The following is a 17,253-nucleotide window of genomic DNA, read 5'->3' on the forward strand; positions in this document are numbered from 1 at the left end:
AAAAATGATTAAATCAAAACTTTCAGTTGCCGTTTTTTGTTTGGCATTTTCAGGAATTTCGGCGCAGGTAAAAGATACTTTGGCGGAAAAAATGATCGTTTATCAGCTCCCAAACGGAGGTTGGGGAAAACATAGAAGTGACAAAAAAAATGTAGACTATACTCAAAAAATAGACGCTCAGCTTTTAAAAATAATTAAAGCAGGAAATAATGATCTTGCAACAATCGATAACAATGCAACATCGAAGGAAATCAACGGATTAATAAAAGCGTACAGCACGACAAAAAATCCGAATTATCTGAAATCAGCAGAGAAAGGAATCGAATATTTGCTGTCGATGCAATATCAGAATGGGGGTTTTCCACAGTATTTTCCAAACTCTTCAATCTATAGAAAACAGGTGACCTACAACGATAATGCAATGATTAATGTATTAACTGTTTTGTATAATATTTCTGAAGGAAAAGAAGGTTTTGATGCGGTAAATTCTCAGTTGAAAAATAAGTCGAAAGTAGCTTTGCAAAAAGGAATCGACTGTGTTTTGAAAACTCAGGTTCTGCAAAAAGGAAAACTTTCAATTTGGGCAGATCAATACAATGAAGTCTCTTTAAAACCAGAAAAGGCAAGAGCTTTTGAACCGATGTCATTGGCAAGTGGAGAATCAGTAAACATTGTGAAATTTCTAATGATACAGCCTGTAACTCCGGAGATTGAAAAATCAATTAAATCGGCAATACAATGGTTTAAAGAAAGCAAAATCGATGGTTATACTTACAATGTTTCCAGAGAAAGTGGAAATGCTGTTCGTGTTTTATCTAAAAAAGAAGGTTCGGCAGTTTGGGCAAGATTTTATGATATTCCTACCAATAAACCAATTTTTGGTGATCGTGACGGAAGTGTAAAATTCAATTACGAAGACGTTTCCGAAGAACGCAGAATGGGTTACAGCTGGTACAACGAAGCTGGAACAAAACTGATTGAAAGTGATTTTCCGAAATGGCTGAAAAAGAATAAAATTTCTGAATAAAACAAAATCCTGATGTACAATACATCAGGATTTTTTCATTAATAAAAGTTGCTATTTAGAACTTAGTAACTCTCACAGATATTTCCTGATAAAGTTGCTCCTGCATTAGCAGTAACATCAGATTTTACTGAAGAAAGCGACAAAGTAGGAATAGAATATGGTGGTGTAAATGCAGTTCCACTACCTGTTTTATTACCTGTAACATTCGTAAATGTATTGTTTGAAGTAACGGTTACCGCAGTATATCCGCTCATTAGATTGATGGGTTCTTTTACATTTTCAAATACATTTCCGTCTACACGAATATTTGCCTGAACTCCGGCTGCAATACATTTGTTGCTCACAGAACTGTTAAAATAACTGTTTAGGATATGAATTTTACCAAATCTCACTCTTGGCATACGCTCTCTGCATCCAGGAGCCCACCAACAACGTACAAACGTTACATTTAGTTTTCCTGAATCAGCTGTTGCACCGTCGCTAGAACCAATTAAATTAGAAAACCTGTGATCATCTGTTCCACCAGAACCACCTGGTTTCGGAGTTTTTAAATAATGGAATTTTGTATAAGAAACTGTAATATAATCTGATTTGTTTTTAATATCGAAATTACCATCTACACCATCTCTAAACTCGCAGTGATCGATCCAAACATTTCGACAGTCATCCAGAATGGCATTATCCCAACCATCTGTATCGTAAGCTCCGGGACCTTCAAAAATCAGGTTTCTAACGATAATATTGTTACATCTTTTGATATTGATAATTCCAGAACCATCTTTAGTCTGATCGGTTGAAACGAGCTTTGCGCCACTTGTTCCGTAGATTGTTTTTCCGGTTTGATCCTGAAGAGATAATCGGGTAGTGATGGTGATGGTTCCTGTGACTTTAATGACCTTAACGGCAGTATTCTCAATCGCTGATTTTAATTGAGCATAAGTCGTTACAGTAGTTTCAGCAGCAGTTCCGCCTCCTGTAGTTCCGCCGTTTTGAGAAGCCCATCCCGGAGCAAGGCAGTTTGCAAGAGGAACAACAGTTTTTGCTGCAAATGGATTTTCAATGCTGTTTTCATTGGGGTTTTCAGAGAACTCACTTTTGATGTCGTCATGTCCACATCCGATTAATGCAAAAGCTGTACTGAGAGCAACTATAGACATAGTTGCCTTGAAATTGATTTTCATAGTTAAAAGTTTTGTTTATTTAGTGCTGTAAAATTATAAATATTTATTTAAAAACCAAATTTATTGGTTAAAAAATATTCATAAAAGTTATTTATTGAATATTAATTTAATTCAACCGATTGCGCATTGATTATAATTTAATATTAAATGTGTGGTGAAAAATATTTTTGATAGTTTTTTTAGTTATAAATTTGAGTTTTGAAAAAGGATAACTTTTTTAAGTCTGATTTCGGAAATGGAAGGAGCTTTTATTTAAAACGCATAAAATTTTTGATTTTTAAAAATATCTTGTTTGTTACCTTAGGGCTTTGCGATTAATTATTATCTATCACTTATTACTCATCTCACTAAGCCAGTCTGCACACAATTTTTTCCAATTATCCGTCAGTTCTGTTTTATTTGAAACTCCAATATTGTGTTCACCTTTAGGGAATATGAACATTGCGCCTTTCACTTTATTTTTAATCATCGCTTCGTAATACAAAATACTGTTGATTACAGGAACGGCATTGTCATTTTGGGCATGAAATAAAATTGTCGGAGGCGTTTTTTCTGTTACTCTGTTTTGCATGGAATATTCTGCAATTTTTTCCTGCGAAGCATTTTCACCTAAAAGATTGACGCGGCTTCCTTTATGTGCAAACTCACCCAAATCAATCACAGGAGAAACCAGAATCGCGAAATTGGGAACTGTTGAAATAGTTGACCAATCACCTTTCAGTTCGGTGTAATCTGTAGAAATATTGCTTACCATTGCAGCGAGATGGCCGCCTGCAGAAGTTCCTAGAACTCCAATCTGGTCGGGTGAAATTCCGTATTGAGCAGCGTTTTTTCTGATTAATTTTATCGCAGCCTGAATATCCTGTAACGGACCAAGTTCTCTTTGCTTTAAATCTGGAGAAGTTGGCAAACGGTAATTCAAAACAAAAGCCGAGATTCCTAAAGTATTGAGCCATTTTGCGTAAGAATATCCACCCAAATCATAGGTTAAATGTCTGTAACCACCACCAGGAATTACGATGATTGCCATTGGTTTTCTTTCTTCTTTCGCAGGCAAAAAAGCAAACAATTCGACTTCCTGAATTTGTGTAATTCGCCCTTCTTTTTCTTCAATATTATTTAATTTTAAACCTTTAGAATTGGGCATTTCACCTTTTTGCCAAACCGTAATTTTCTGTTGAGCTGAAATTTGAATTCCAAGAAAAATGCTGAATACAAGGATGAATTTTTTCATTGGTAATTTTTTTAAATCTGAATGATTGATACTCTTTTAATTGATGATAAATTTTGTTTTGAAGACAAATCTGCAGCCCGACTTGAACGGAGCTCTTTTTGCGAGGAGCCATTGGATTTAGCTTGGGATGTGACGAACAAAAAAGCGGGAGTGGAAGGCGGAACAGCTGCCCAAATCAGTTCCTTCCAAATCTTTTTATCACCCATTACTTATTACCAATGTCCGCAAGCCAGTCGGCGCACAATTTTTTCCAATTCTCGCTCAGCGTATTTTTATCGGTAACAAAAAAACGATGACCACCTTTAGGAAAAATAAATAAAGAGCCTTTCACTTTATATTTTGTCATGGCTTTGTAATATAAAATACTGTTCATTGGTGGAACTGCGGTATCATCCTGATTATGAAATAAAATTGTTGGCGGTGTTTTTTCAGTCACACGATTTTGCATGGAATATTCTATGATTTTTTCCTCTGAAGCATTTTCGCCAAGTAAACTGTTTCGGCTTCCTTTGTGTGCAAATTCTCCTAAATCAATGACCGGGCAAAACAAAACGGCAAAGTCAGGAATAGTAGAAATATTTGCTAAATCGCCTTTTAATCCGGTGTAATCTATACTGATGTTACTTACCGAAGTTGCTAAATGTCCACCTGCAGAAGTTCCGATAACACCGATAAGATTGGGTGAAATCTTCCATTGTTCAGCATTTTTTCTAATATATTTTATAGCAGCTTGAGCATCCTGAAGCGGAGCAATTTCTCTTTGAATTAAATCTGTAGAAGTTGGTAATCTGTAGTTCAAAACAAAAGCAGAAATTCCCAAAGTATTCATCCATTTTGCGATTTGAAAAGCACCTTCGTCATAAGTGAGTTTTGAATAACCACCACCGGGAATAATGATGACCGACTTTCGATTTCTCTCTTTTATTGGAGGTAAAAAAGCAAAAAGTTCAGACTCTTTCAGTTCTGCTAAAACTTTTTTCTTCTTGGTTTTAGATGCTAAAATCTTCGAATTGGGCATTTCTCCTTTTGGCCAGAATAATATTTTTTCCTGCGCGGGAATTTGAGTAAAAAGAAAAATAATGAAGAGAAAAAAGGTTTTTTTCATGACTTTAATTTTTTACTTTAAAGTGTATTTAGAAAAAACCTCACAGGTTTTAAAAACCTGCGAGGTTTGATTATTTTTAATTTAATCTTTCAGAAAGTCCTCTCTGAATGGAGTGAAAGAATCAATCAATTGTCCGGCTTCCAAACATTTTACACCATGAAAAATATTCGGTTGGGCAAAAAATCCGTCACCTTGTTGTAGGATTTTAGTTTCACCATCAACGGTTACTTCAAATTTTCCAGAAGCAACATATGTAATTTGGGAATGAAAATGCTGGTGTAAAGCTCCAATTGCATCTTTTTCAAATTTTACAATGACCATCATTACTTGGGAATTGTATCCTACAAATTGTCTGGAAACTCCGCCTCCCAAATCTTCCCATTCGGAATTACCGTCGAAAAATGGTTCTTTTTTGAAATTCATAATTTTATTTTTTACTATATTCTTTTGTCTTGAAACAAAAGAATCAAAAATTCAAGACTTGGAAACTTCCGCTAAAAATTTAAACTAAATCCTAAAATTTCCAAAACTCACGCGAATTCAATATTTGTTTTGATAATTTTGCCGCTCAAACAGTGGAAATTTTTTAACGGATTGAATTTAAATTTTCTTAACGCTCCATTTTCCTATGTCGTTTTAATTATTTTATATACTTTTCTAAACCGGTTTTTAAATCTTTCAAAGATTTTACAGCTAGTTTCGCTACCGTTTCTGCACCCAATTTTGATAAATGGGTGTCGTCTGCTTTATCTTTATCATAATATGCATTTTCGCCCGCCTTAAAGTGTAAATGTAAAAGTTTTGATTTTTCAGGACCGGCTGAAATTTCCATTTGCTCGGTCAGTAATTGCATATCGACAAAAGGAACTTTCATATCATTGGCAACCATTCTTACTACCAAAGGATATTCTTTGTGCGTATCAATTAAAACTCCATTTTCATTAAAATTTCTTCTTGTAATTGATGTCATCAAAATTGGTGTTGCGCCTTTTGCCCTTGCTTCATTAACGTACCTTTCCAAATTGGCTCTGTACTGAGTATAAGGATTGGTAAACTTTGTAGAATCTTTTATTTTCTGGTCGTTATGCCCAAATTGAATAATTACAAAATCACCTTTTTTCAATTGTTTTTCAACTTTATCCCATCTTCCTTCTGTTCTGAAACTTTTTGAACTTCTTCCATTCATCGCATGATTCTGAATTTCAATTCCGGTGGTCATAAATTGTCCTAAAACCTGTCCCCATCCATGTTCAGGGTTTTTATCAGGATTGTCTTTGTTTGCCATTGTAGAATCACCAATCAGAAATAGGGTTGGTTTTTTCTGAGCGAAAACTATTGTTGAAATTACAACGCTTAGGATTAAAAGTATTTTTTTCATTTTAATTATTTTTTATTTAAGTTCTTTTGTCTTGAAACAAAAGAACCAAAAGTTCAAGACTTGGAAACTTCCGCTAAAAATTAATTCTGTTCTCTAAAATTCTAAACTCGCGCGAATTTGGTATTAGTTCTTTGATTTAAAACTTTCGTCGCGCTTCAAACAATAGAATTTTTTTAACGTTCACAAAATTAATTTTCTTAACGCTTCATTTTCCTATGTCATTTTATTGTGGTAACAATTATTCATTACCAATTATTTATTACTCATATTTGGATTCCAGTCTCCGAAAATATTTTTGATGGTATATTTTTTAGCTTCTTTTTTTGTCAGTTGATGAGACCACGCTATACGATTTTCAATTTTTCCGCCTTCACCTTTGCTTCCAAATTCTGCGTAATAAGCGGTTTTGTCTTTGTCTGGAAACATTTTGTCACCTTTCCAAGGATTCCAGCCTTCGGGAACGATGTGATTTCCCATTTCTGTATTGATGAAAACTGTTTTTGCGTACGGTCTCCAAGGTCTTCCCAAGAATACTTTATTGATGCCTTCTTTCGCAATTAATGTGCAGTCGAAAAATACATATCCAAATTCTTTACTTTGGTCTGTTGATGCCGCAGTGATGTAAGAATTGGCTAAACTTTTAATCGTACAGTTTTTAAAAATTACAGTTGCCGAGCCAAAAAGAAAGTCGGTTGTTCCTTCAATATAACAGTTTTCATAAAATTGTCTGCTGTGATTTCCTCCCGTATAAACAGTATCCTGACAACCTAAAATTTTAGAATTTTTAATGCTGAAACGGTCACCTTCCACATGAAGAGCAACAGCTTGTCCTTTGTTGCACCAAGTATTTTGTATCGTTACATCAGAAATTCTAATATCATCTGACATAATTAAAAACGTGTACGAATTGAAGGTTGTCATTTTCTCATTCAAAGCATCAATTTTTCCTGAATAATCATCGTTGGTAATAATGGTGTTTTCTTTGTTTTCGCCTTGTAAAGTTATTTTATGTTTTGACGAAGGAATGACGATTTTTTCGTGATACGTTCCTGCTTTTATTTTTACTAAAGCTTCACCCGGGCCTAAATCTCTGATTGAAGTGATGGCTTTTTGAATGGAGGTGAATTGCCCGCTTCCGTCTTGTGCAACGGTGATTGTTATATAAGGTTCATTTTTTGCCAATAAAAAATTGGTTATTGAAATGAAGAGAATTAAAAATAGTTTTTTCATAAATAATTTTTATGACTGATTCTATATTTTTTAAACGCAAAGGTTTAATTTAAATCTTACAAATTTAAGGAGCAAAGATTGCGACAAGTCGCTGATAAAGCTTGAAAATATACGTTCGCTTAAAATCAATTTATTGATTATTCTTTGCTCCTAAAATATTTTCAATAAATAATAAATCTTTGCGTTTTAATTTTGCCTAAACCTAAACCTAAACCTAAACCTAAACCTAAACCTAAACCTATTTCATCGTTTTATCTAAAAAATCTACCGTCAGATTCAACGTTTCTGTGAACCAGGGTTCTGCAGACCAAAAGGAATGCGGTGTGTCTTTTATTTCATGATACTCGGTAAAGATATTATGACTTTTTAAAATCTTCATCATGTCGTCTCTTCCTGCATGAAAACGCGGTTGCGAAGAATTGATGAATAGAGTAGGAGGTGTGTTTTTACCAACAAACTCTAGAGGTGAAGCTTCTGTCCAGTTTTTTAAATTCACATTTCTGTCGCCATCTAACCAATAAGCTGCGTAAGTGCTTTCTTCGGCTTCAGGATGAATGAAAGAAACAATTCCGTCTACATTAACGATTGCCTGGATTTTATTTTTAGCTTTTACACCTGCTAAAGTAGCGATTTGTGCACCTGCAGATTCTCCTAAAACTGCCATTTTTTTTGTATTTAAAGAGTACTTTTTTTTGTTTTTCTTTAAAAATTTAATCGCATTTTCAACATCATCAATTGCTGCAGGATATTTTGCCACTTCACTTAAACGATAACCAACTGCAATGGCAACGTAACCTTTTGATGCCAATTCCTGAGCCATATATTTTTCGTTTTCCTTAGAACCGGAAATCCAACCGCCACCATGAACCAAAGCAATTCCGGGGTATTTTTTAGATTGGTCTTTCGGATAATAAATATCTGCTTTTAAAGATAATCCATTGACGTTGGCATATTCTACATCCTTATCAATTATAATATTTGATGGAACTGGTCTGTTCAAAGGAGTAATAAACGGATACTTCTTTTTAAGCTTTTCATATGTTGCCTCGTTTGTGTAAGGAGTAGCATTCGGCTTTGTCTGACCGAATGCTTTTGCTCCTACAAAAAAAACAAAAAGAAAATATAATTTGTGAAAACTCATTTTTAAAATTAATTTGGTGTTTTGTTTAACCACAAAAGTCAAAAAAGTTTTTTAACATATTAGTAACTTTTAAGCTTAACATTTTGAAAATATTAAAGAACACATAAGTTTAAAAATCAAAGATTTTTTTTGTGGTTAAATTCTCGAATCTCGAAACTAAAATTCTGAGTTACAAAACTCGCAACATGAATCTCGAAACTTACTTTACTGCGTTTTTAGCAACTTCTTTCGAAATACTTAATTGCTCACCTTTTATCTCCTTTGGAAGTTTTACCGCAGAAGTTTTACTTCCTAAAACCTTAATTGTTGGTTTTTGAGAAGATTGTAACTGAAGGGTAGATAAATCTACATTTTTACTGTTGTAAACAACGGCTCCGGTTCCTTCACTGTAGGTAAGCTTTACGTTTTTCAATGTAATTCCGTCTGCATCTACAATCGTTAATGCTTTTTTAGTATCAAACTGAGAATCTTCAATCACGATGTTTTTAATATTCATTTCAGCCAAACCATTGATGGTAATTGCTTCATCAGAATTTACCGCATTGATATTTTTGAAATAGATATTTCTGAAAATTGGAGTTTCCTCAGTTACCGGAAATACTTTTTCAGGAGCTTTGTTGCCTTCTTCTTTTTGTCCGTCCTCTAAAACAGGAGAAGCACCTTCGTAGAACATGTTAAAACCAATCGTCTGAGTTGGAATATTGATCATATCAATGTTTTTTACATAAATATTTTCAACAACGCCCCCTCTTCCACGAGTTGTTTTGAAACGAAGACCAATGTCAGTTCCAATAAATGTACAATCTGAAACGTGAATATTTCTGGCTCCACCAGACATTTCGCTTCCGATAACGAAACCTCCATGACCGTGATAAACCACATTATTTTTAATGATTACATTTTCAGTAGGCATTCCTCTTTTTCTTCCATCTTCATTTTTTCCTGATTTAATGCAGATTGCATCATCACCTACATCAAAAGTATTGTCGTAAATCAAAACATTTTTGCAAGATTCTAAATCTACACCGTCACCGTTTTGAGAATACCAAGGATTTCTTACCGTAAGATTTCTTAAAATCAAGTTTGATGTCATTAATGGGTGTAGATTCCAAGCCGGAGAGTTTTGGAAAGTTGGTCCATCCAATAAAACTTGGTCACAACCAACGATACTTACCATTACCGGACGAAGAAAATCTTTTACAGATTCCAGTTCAGATTTTGAAATTTTATCAGGAACATTAAAGCTTGAGCTGCTTTCGAATCCTTTTTTATAACTTTCTGAAGGATACCAGTTTTTTCCGTCTGCAGAAAGAATTCCACCAGATTTTACGATTTCTTTCCATTGAGATTCTGCCATTTTACTTTTTTTAATGGCTCTCCATGCATCGCCACTTCCATCGATCACTCCTTTTCCTGTAATCGCAATATTTTTAGCATTTTTTGCAGAAATAGGAGACTGACAACGAATCGTTTCCAAACCTTCAAAACTTACATCTACCAAAGGATAGTCGTTTTTATCTTTACTGAAAACCACAAAAGCCCCTTCTTCAATATGTAGATTAATGTTGCTTTGCAAAACAATTGGTCCGGTTAACCACATTCCTCTTGGAACGACAAGTTTACCACCTCCTTTTTTTACCAAAGCATCGATTGCTTTTTTGAAAGCTTCTGTATTTTTTACTTTACCTCCTGCAACACCTCCAAAATCTTTAATGGAAACTGTATTTGCTGGAAAAGAAGTTTCTTTCACCTGCGGCATTTTAAACTCTATTCCTGTGTAAATATCTTTATTTTGAGCATTAATCTGTCCTGAAAACAGCATTACTGCAGCAAGACTGATGATTTTAAACGACTTCTTCATTATATTTATTCTTTAATTTTCTGTTGATGATTTTATCAAACCTAACGGAATTCAAAAAACGTTAGATTTCGTATTTTAAGTTCTCGCAGATTAAACAGATTTTAGCCATTTTAAAATTATCTGTGAAATCAGCAAAATTTGCGAGAGATTAAATTAATTTTTTGTTACTCTGAAATATTCAAAATCTGCGTAGCCACCACGGTTTGCTTTCTGTGTGCTTACAGAATATAAACCTACTTTAGCGCCAATCCATTTTCCTGGTTTTGCCTGAAATGGCTCGCCAACTTTTATGAAATTCTTACCGTTTTCACTGTAACTGAATGTGCAAATTCCGTTCGGTTCGTTGACATTTACTTTTAAATAAGCTTCGTTTGATTTTAATTTTGTTTCAAATAAAACTTTTTCTTCACCACCTTTTTCAGCCTTTTCGGCTTTTCTTAACTGAACATAATATCCGTCAGTTTTATTCGTAATAACAATCGATGCATGATCCATTCCCATTACTAAAAGTCCGGCAGTTTTTCCTTCTTTAGCATCTTCCGGAGTTAATTTAACTTTAGTTGAAGCCACAAAATTCGGAGCTGGAAATTTTTGAGTCAAAAGATTCGGAACATTCCAAAGGTTTTTATCATTTTCACCCATTTTCATGGAGAACAATCTCAGAAATTTCTGTCCTGGAAGTTTTGATGACCAAACGATGTTTTCGTTAGCGCTCCATTGCCATTGTAAACCTAATTTTTCACCATCAAATTCATCAGTTTCCGGTGGAGTAACGATTGGATAAGTTTTACCAACATTAGGTTTTTTATACGTTAAAACCGGTTCGCCAATTCCGTTTTTGTCATTGTCGATTCCCATTACAGGCCAGTCTTTTTCCCATTTCATAGGCTGAAGATGCACGATCCTTCCTCCTGCATCCACATCCTGAAAATGATAGAACCAATCTTCACCTGAAGGTGTATCTACCCACGCTCCTTGATGAGGTCCATTGATTTTTGTTTTTCCCTGCTCAAGAACGATTTTTTCTTCGTAAGGACCGTAAATGTTTTTTGATCTTAAAACCAATTGCCAACCTGTAGCAACGCCACCTGCCGGAGCGAAAATATAGTAATAACCATTTCTTTTGTACATTTTCGGACCTTCAACGGTTGGATGAGCATCATGTCCATCAAAAACGTGAACGCCTTTATCTAAAACTTTTGTTCCGTCAGCATTCATTTTATTGATGGAAAGCAAACTTTTAACTCCTGCGCGGCTTCCAGCCCAACCATGAACTAAGTAAGCATTTCCGTCTTCATCCCAGAAAGGGCAAGAATCGATCAAACCTTTTCCTTCCATTACCAAAACAGGCTCTTCCCACTTTCCCAACGGATCTTTAGTTTTCACCATATAAATTCCGAAATCGGGATCGCCCCAATAAATGTAGAATTCACCTTTGTGAAAACGGATTGCAGGGGCCCAAACTCCGTCCCCTCTTTTGGGTGTGCTGAAATTTTTTGCAGGTAAAACATCTGGCAAAGCATAGTTGACCAATTTCCAGTTGATCATATCTTTTGAATGAAGAATAGGTAATCCCGGAGCTTCGTTAAAACTTGAAGCGGTCATATAATAATCATCCCCAACACGGGTAACATCAGGATCTGAATAATCTGCATACAAAATCGGGTTTTTATAAGTTTTTCCCTGATCGGCAGTCCAGACTTCTGAAACGTATGGTTTTTCCTGTGCATTCAAGTAAGTTGATGCAATAGAAAAGGCGGTTATTGAAAGTATATTTAAAAATTTGATTGTCATAAAATTTGATTCTGTTTTAACGCAAAGAGCGCAAAAAAAATTTTATTGGCTTACTGCGTATTTTTTCGGTCGCAAAGGCGTTTTACTCAGCAAAGGCTAATCATTTAAAAATGTAAGCAAATTTTTACCATTAAGTTTTTTATTAAGGAGTTTAGAATAGTTAAGTTTAGCTTCGCTTTAAGCAATTAGCTTAATAAAAATCTTAACTTCTTAATTCTCACTTAATGTTTTAAAATTTTATTTTTCAAATTCTAAACTTGCCAAAATGAATGGTCCTGTTCCTTTTCCGTCATTAGAACGAATCTCTTCATTTACATAATATTCATAAGAACCGTCTCTGTAAGGTTTACCACCTAAACCTGCAACAGCACAACATTTATTTAAATTTACAACACCATTTTCATCAACTGTAATCAGGTTTTTGATGATCCCGTCATAGCCTTTTTTAGCTGCAGTTTTGTAAGATTTAGGCAAATATCCTTTGTTTACCGATTTAATCATTGTGTAAACAAACATCGCTGAAGCCGTTGCTTCTTCGTAATTTCCGTTAGTTAATGGTTTATCTAAAACTTGATACCAAAGTCCAGATTTTTTATCCTGATATTTAATAACAGCGTCAGAGTAAGATTTTATGTAAGAAATAATTCTTGCTCTTCCAGGATGGTTTTCAGGTAAATAATCTAGAACATCTACCATTGCCATGCCGTACCAACCCATTGCTCTTCCCCAAAAATTGGGTGAAAGCCCGGTTTCTTTGTTTGCCCAGGCTTCTTTTTTACTTTCATCCCAAGCGTGATAAAGCAATCCTGTTTTTTTATCTAAAAGATTTTTCTGAACAGAATCAAACTGGAAAACAATATCATCATACGCTTTTGCTGCATCTGCACCTTTGGTGAAATCTTTTGTATAATGCGTGTAGAAAGGCATTCCCATATATAATCCATCTAACCAAACCTGATAAGGATATATTTTTTTATGCCAGAAAGAACCTTCATTCGTTCTTGGTTGTCCGTCAATTTGTAAACGAAGGGTTTGCAGTGCTTTCAGGTATTTTTCTTTTTTTTCTTTTTCATAAAGATAAAGCAATACGTTTCCGCTATTCAACATATCGATATTGTATTTTTCGATATCGTAGGTAAGAATTGTACCGTCTTCTTTGATTAGTTTTGCACCAAAATCACTGATGTAATCGTAATATTGTTTTTTACCTGTTTTAATATAAAGTTGCTCGGCTCCATCCAAAACGATTGCTGAAGGATATGTCCACTTTGGGCTTTTACTGAAATCGAGCATCCATGCTTCAGGAAATCTCTGCATTTCTGAAAGCATCATTCTTTCTGACCATTTCAGATTAGTAGGAACTACTTTTCCTGACTGTGAAGTTTCTTTTGAGGCTTTTGAAGCAACTGTTGTTTTTGTTTGAGCGCAAGCTAAGAACATTCCCGATCCTAAAACTGCAACTGCATATATTTTTAATTTTTGATTAATAAAACTCATTGTCATTCAATTTTAAAGTTGATTGTTATTATCTAAAATTTCTAATTTTTTATCTAAATCTTTATAGAATTCTTCTTCAGTCTTTAAACCATTCGGCTCTTGCGACCAGGCTCCCATAAAGTAATATGAAACATTTTTTGTCTTCTTGAAAACGATGATATGTGTAGATTTTGCTTTCACATATTTATCAAAACTTTCGATAGGGTAGAATACCACCATCCCAAGATTGTCTTCTTTTTTGGCTAAAGTCTGCATTCCGTAAGTAGCGATGTAGCCCCATTTTTTGTTTTTGCTGATTCCCTGTTTCATCGGGATGTCTTTAAATGCAACAATTCCGGTACATAAACCTGAAATAGTTTGGTCTAAACTTAAATCAACTTTCACAAAACGGTCTTTGTTGAAAATGGTCAGTTTCGATTGGAGATCAACCGCTTTTCCCCAGGTTTTCCAACCTTTGTAGTCGATGGTTGCGAAAGATCTATCATTTTCATTAAAAACTTTTGCGGTCGTGCTTTTTACGGTCTTAAAAGTTTCCACAAAATCATTTTGGTCATCATATCTTCCGTAAGAACCGATTCCGATGGTGCGACCTGATTTCAAAATATCCTGTCCCCAAGGTGCGTCGTGGTGATACGTTTCAAAACCGTCTTGCCCGACTTCTGGTAACACTAAAGTATTTATTTTTTTACCAAAAATATCGGTGGCATTTCTCCAATCCAAATACAGTCTGTAACCAATTTGATTGTTTTCCAAACCAATTCCTTCGTATCTGATGTAATAAGAATGGTCGGTGTGCTCTGCAGGAAGTGTTAACTCATTTACGTTTTTAAAAGTTCCGCCAATGTATTCGTTTCCCTGCCATTTTCCGCCGTCTTTTATAGATAATTCGGCATACGAAAATGGTGCTTTAGGATTTTTGCGTATTTTTTCAATTACATTTTGCTGAGCAAATGACATATTGGTCGCAAAAACTGCTCCAGTTAATATGATTTTGAATATGTTTAATTTTATTGACATAATACTTTCGTTTTAGATAACCATTTACTTAAAAAGTTCAGTGACTTTCTACTGTTTATCGGTTATTTTTTTAACAAGGTCATTTATGTAGACCTCGATATTATCATAATTTTTATCTAAATCTCTTCCGTTTGCATTGGCTTTTTTAGGATCGAGATTGTGCTTTGTTTCCCATTCATCGGGCATTCCGTCGTTATCTGAATCGAGTAGCGCTTTTCCCGGTTTTAAATCTGGAAATCCACCGACATCATTTTGTGAATCGATGATCCCGTTTTTACTTCCAAGCGAACCGTTGTACGTGAAAGTACCATTTTTCACCTCTTTTAAAACACGTAGATCTACCGCATCTCTCACCAAACTTGCACCGCCGATCTGCAATATTTTTTCATACGCTTCTTTTGCGGTATGTGTTTTTACATTATTCTGAATGTCGTGAGGTTGATTGATTTTTATTGAATTTTTATCAGCATCTGTTAAATTGTAAGAAGGCTTCATTTGATTAAAAACTCCTAAATTCCAGTTGTCTGCTGTTACATCAGGATTTTCTTCAGAGACATTTCCGTTGATATAATATTTACCCCAAATGTTGTAAACTTCGGTTTCAGGTTTTTCGTTTTTATCGATGGCTACAATTCTTTTTTTGTTCATCGATGCGGGACCTGGTTTATAGTAATTATTAACCATATTTACATTCATTCCTTCACCGCCGTAGACATTGTTGTGTCCCCAATTGTAAATGACATTATTTCTAAAATCAGTTAAATCGGTCAATGCAAATTTACTTCCTGCGTACTCACCCAATCTGGGATTTCTGCTGTCGTGATGAGCATACATGTTATGATGAAAAGAAGCGAATTTTCCACCTGCAATTCCGCCGTATCCGTGAGCGCCTTTTTGATGGGCAGAATTTCTTAAACTTTCTGAAATTATGCACCATTGAAGCGTGGTATTTTCATTCACATAAATAGAAACCGTCTCGTCGGTAGACCAACTCATTGAGCAATGATCGACGATTAAATTTTTTATAAATCTTGCCCCTAATGCATCACCTTCAAATTTTTTCTGATCTCCCATTCTGAAACGTAAAAAACGAATAATTACGTTATCTGCCGCAACAAAAGTTTCGTAGTTGGCAATGGTAATTCCGTCGCCTGGAGCAGTTTGTCCGGCAATGGTGACATTGCCTTCTTTTATTTTTAATGGAGATTCCAAGTAGATCGTTCCTGCTGTTTTGAAAACAATATATCTTGCTCCTTTTTGGTCTAAAACATATCTTAAAGTTCCTTCTGAACCGTCGTCTGTCAATTTTGTTACAAATAAAACTTTTCCGCCTCTTCCTCCAGTTGTGTATCTTCCGAAACCTTCTGCACCAGGGAAACTCAAAGTTTTCTCCTGAGCCGAAACAGATAAAGCAAGCATTATGAGAATGCCTGTGGTAAAGATTTTATGTTTTAGACTGAATTTCATTTAAAATAATTAAAATTTTATTTCATTGAATTTTTTAAATATGATAAATTGACTGGTCGCTCTTACCGAGCTTCGTTTTTTTACATTTATTTTTTCTATTAACAGCAAATCCCGATGGGATCAATTACAGCTTTAAAAGAAGAGAACTTTTAATTTTTCTCGAAAAAAATAATTTATTTAAAACTTTTATTAAAGTTCCAGTTGTCTTTTCCTTTCAGAATATTTTTTGCTGAATATTTTTTAGCCTGATCTTTCGTTAGCTGATGAGACCAGGAAACTCTTTTTGAAGGATCTGCTCCGGCTCCTTTTGAATTATATTCTGCATAGAAAGTGGTCTTTTCAGCATCAGGTTTAGCCCAGTTATGCCAACCTTCTTTTTTTATTGTGGAATCGATTGCACAATTGATGTAAACTGTTTTAGCAAAAGGTCTCCAAGGTCTTCCCAAATATACAGAATTTGCTGATGCATCACCTGTTAAATTACAGTTAATAAATACGTAACCAAATTCAGCTCCTTCCGGAGTAGAGGCAGCGGTAACGTAAGATGCATTTTTTTTGGAATATATTGTACAATCTTCAAAAACTGCAGTTCCGGCTCCGAAAATATAGTCTGTAGTTCCTTCGATGTAGCAGTTTTTAAAATAGTTTCGGGAAGTTTTACTTTTATCTGGGTTATCCTGAGTTCCTTTAGTATATAAAGTATCCTGAAATCCTAAAAATCTGCAATTTTCAAACGCCATTTTGTCTCCTGTGGTAAGAACGGCAACCGCTTGTCCCACGGGTCCTGCGTCATTTTGAAAGGTGATATTTTTTGCTGAAAAATTATCTGAAAAAATAAATAGGGTAGACGAACCTGTAGTTCCGATGTTTTTACCTTCTGCGCTTTGTTTTGAAGCATGATCGCCGTAAACTAAAATGGTGTTTTCTGCTTTTTCACCGATTAAAATTATCGGGCTTTTTGCTGCAGATACAGTAACTTTTTCTCTGTACGTTCCGGGTTTTATAATAATTTTTGTTCTTATCGATTTTCCTTCTTCAACAGCGTCAATTGCCTGTTGAATGGTCGTGAAATTTCCTTTTCCGTCTTTCGAAACGATGATGGTTTTCTCATCACTAGCCTTGAAAGAAAGAAGACTGATCATGACCATTGAAAAAATAAAGAAGAACGGACTATTTTTTAAACCTAAAACCTGCATAAGTTGTTGATCGTTTTTAATTGTCAGTTGATGGGCTGAAATTTCAACTTTTAAAAATCTTTTCTGAATTTTTCTTTGAAGAAAAGTACAGACCTTCTCCCGAAAAAGGAGGAAGTCTGTACTGA

General features: G+C 34.8%; 14 protein-coding genes. 1 reads left to right on the forward strand and 13 read right to left on the reverse strand.

The features are described 5' to 3' along the window. Positions 1 to 4: 4 nt before the first annotated feature. Positions 5 to 1,027: a pectate lyase gene (gene pelA / locus BUR17_RS19585; protein ID WP_074232185.1), complete on the forward strand. Its 1,023-nt coding sequence runs from the start codon at positions 5 to 7 to the stop codon at positions 1,025 to 1,027. Between the two features lie 62 nt (positions 1,028 to 1,089). Here pelA and BUR17_RS19590 read toward each other — a convergent pair whose 3' ends face one another. The 13 genes from BUR17_RS19590 to BUR17_RS19655 form a co-directional block, all read right to left on the reverse strand. After that, positions 1,090 to 2,208, reverse strand: a complete 1,119-nt coding sequence (locus BUR17_RS19590; RefSeq protein WP_074232186.1) for a pectate lyase family protein — start codon at positions 2,206 to 2,208, stop codon at positions 1,090 to 1,092. 328 nt (positions 2,209 to 2,536) lie between these two features. After that, entirely contained in the window at positions 2,537 to 3,442 is a 906-nt protein-coding gene (locus tag BUR17_RS19595) for an alpha/beta hydrolase (RefSeq protein WP_074232187.1), read from the reverse strand. 205 nt (positions 3,443 to 3,647) lie between these two features. Beyond that, on the reverse strand, positions 3,648 to 4,547 hold the full coding sequence (locus BUR17_RS19605) for an alpha/beta hydrolase (RefSeq protein WP_074232189.1): 900 nt from the start codon (positions 4,545 to 4,547) through the stop codon (positions 3,648 to 3,650). An 81-nt stretch (positions 4,548 to 4,628) separates the two neighbouring features. Beyond that, positions 4,629 to 4,970: a cupin domain-containing protein gene (locus BUR17_RS19610; RefSeq protein WP_074232190.1), complete on the reverse strand. Its 342-nt coding sequence runs from the start codon at positions 4,968 to 4,970 to the stop codon at positions 4,629 to 4,631. Positions 4,971 to 5,187: 217 nt separating this feature from the next. Beyond that, complete coding sequence (locus BUR17_RS19615) at positions 5,188 to 5,925, reverse strand: rhamnogalacturonan acetylesterase (protein WP_074232191.1); 738 nt, start codon at positions 5,923 to 5,925, stop codon at positions 5,188 to 5,190. A gap of 252 nt (positions 5,926 to 6,177) precedes the next feature. Continuing rightward, complete coding sequence (locus BUR17_RS19620; protein ID WP_074232192.1) at positions 6,178 to 7,155, reverse strand: pectinesterase family protein; 978 nt, start codon at positions 7,153 to 7,155, stop codon at positions 6,178 to 6,180. Positions 7,156 to 7,393: 238 nt separating this feature from the next. Continuing rightward, positions 7,394 to 8,296: an alpha/beta hydrolase gene (locus tag BUR17_RS19625; protein ID WP_074232193.1), complete on the reverse strand. Its 903-nt coding sequence runs from the start codon at positions 8,294 to 8,296 to the stop codon at positions 7,394 to 7,396. Between the two features lie 199 nt (positions 8,297 to 8,495). Next, the gene (locus BUR17_RS19630; protein ID WP_074232194.1) at positions 8,496 to 10,157 is read right to left on the reverse strand and encodes a glycoside hydrolase family 28 protein; all 1,662 of its coding nucleotides are present in this window, start codon (positions 10,155 to 10,157) and stop codon (positions 8,496 to 8,498) included. A 153-nt stretch (positions 10,158 to 10,310) separates the two neighbouring features. Further along, positions 10,311 to 11,951 carry a glycoside hydrolase family 43 protein gene (locus BUR17_RS19635; RefSeq protein WP_074232195.1) on the reverse strand — a complete coding sequence of 547 codons (1,641 nt, stop codon included), beginning with the start codon at positions 11,949 to 11,951 and terminating at the stop codon, positions 10,311 to 10,313. A 237-nt stretch (positions 11,952 to 12,188) separates the two neighbouring features. Beyond that, positions 12,189 to 13,448 (reverse strand): glycoside hydrolase family 88/105 protein, encoded by a 1,260-nt coding sequence (locus BUR17_RS19640; protein WP_074232294.1) that lies wholly within the window; start codon positions 13,446 to 13,448, stop codon positions 12,189 to 12,191. Between the two features lie 12 nt (positions 13,449 to 13,460). Beyond that, positions 13,461 to 14,465 carry a DUF4861 family protein gene (locus BUR17_RS19645; RefSeq protein WP_228418876.1) on the reverse strand — a complete coding sequence of 335 codons (1,005 nt, stop codon included), beginning with the start codon at positions 14,463 to 14,465 and terminating at the stop codon, positions 13,461 to 13,463. A 48-nt stretch (positions 14,466 to 14,513) separates the two neighbouring features. Continuing rightward, positions 14,514 to 15,932, reverse strand: a complete 1,419-nt coding sequence (locus BUR17_RS19650; RefSeq protein WP_074232196.1) for a pectate lyase family protein — start codon at positions 15,930 to 15,932, stop codon at positions 14,514 to 14,516. 173 nt (positions 15,933 to 16,105) lie between these two features. Then, a complete protein-coding gene (locus BUR17_RS19655) occupies positions 16,106 to 17,128 on the reverse strand; it encodes a pectinesterase family protein (protein WP_084550823.1) in 1,023 nt (340 codons plus the stop codon). Between the last annotated feature and the right edge of the window lie 125 nt (positions 17,129 to 17,253).

Origin of the sequence: Chryseobacterium scophthalmum, assembly GCF_900143185.1 — a bacterium.
In the GTDB taxonomy this organism is placed as follows: domain Bacteria; phylum Bacteroidota; class Bacteroidia; order Flavobacteriales; family Weeksellaceae; genus Chryseobacterium; species Chryseobacterium scophthalmum.

Excerpts from the sequence above, each read along its gene's own strand:
- pelA (WP_074232185.1), top strand. The coding sequence starts at position 5 with ATGATTAAATCAAAACTTTCAGTTGCCGTTTTTTGTTTGGCATTTTCA.
- BUR17_RS19590 (WP_074232186.1), bottom strand. The coding sequence starts at position 2,208 with ATGAAAATCAATTTCAAGGCAACTATGTCTATAGTTGCTCTCAGTACA.
- BUR17_RS19595 (WP_074232187.1), bottom strand. The coding sequence starts at position 3,442 with ATGAAAAAATTCATCCTTGTATTCAGCATTTTTCTTGGAATTCAAATT.
- BUR17_RS19605 (WP_074232189.1), bottom strand. The coding sequence starts at position 4,547 with ATGAAAAAAACCTTTTTTCTCTTCATTATTTTTCTTTTTACTCAAATT.
- BUR17_RS19610 (WP_074232190.1), bottom strand. The coding sequence starts at position 4,970 with ATGAATTTCAAAAAAGAACCATTTTTCGACGGTAATTCCGAATGGGAA.
- BUR17_RS19615 (WP_074232191.1), bottom strand. The coding sequence starts at position 5,925 with ATGAAAAAAATACTTTTAATCCTAAGCGTTGTAATTTCAACAATAGTT.
- BUR17_RS19620 (WP_074232192.1), bottom strand. The coding sequence starts at position 7,155 with ATGAAAAAACTATTTTTAATTCTCTTCATTTCAATAACCAATTTTTTA.
- BUR17_RS19625 (WP_074232193.1), bottom strand. The coding sequence starts at position 8,296 with ATGAGTTTTCACAAATTATATTTTCTTTTTGTTTTTTTTGTAGGAGCA.
- BUR17_RS19630 (WP_074232194.1), bottom strand. The coding sequence starts at position 10,157 with ATGAAGAAGTCGTTTAAAATCATCAGTCTTGCTGCAGTAATGCTGTTT.
- BUR17_RS19635 (WP_074232195.1), bottom strand. The coding sequence starts at position 11,951 with ATGACAATCAAATTTTTAAATATACTTTCAATAACCGCCTTTTCTATT.
- BUR17_RS19640 (WP_074232294.1), bottom strand. The coding sequence starts at position 13,448 with ATGAGTTTTATTAATCAAAAATTAAAAATATATGCAGTTGCAGTTTTA.
- BUR17_RS19645 (WP_228418876.1), bottom strand. The coding sequence starts at position 14,465 with ATGTCAATAAAATTAAACATATTCAAAATCATATTAACTGGAGCAGTT.
- BUR17_RS19650 (WP_074232196.1), bottom strand. The coding sequence starts at position 15,932 with ATGAAATTCAGTCTAAAACATAAAATCTTTACCACAGGCATTCTCATA.
- BUR17_RS19655 (WP_084550823.1), bottom strand. The coding sequence starts at position 17,128 with ATGCAGGTTTTAGGTTTAAAAAATAGTCCGTTCTTCTTTATTTTTTCA.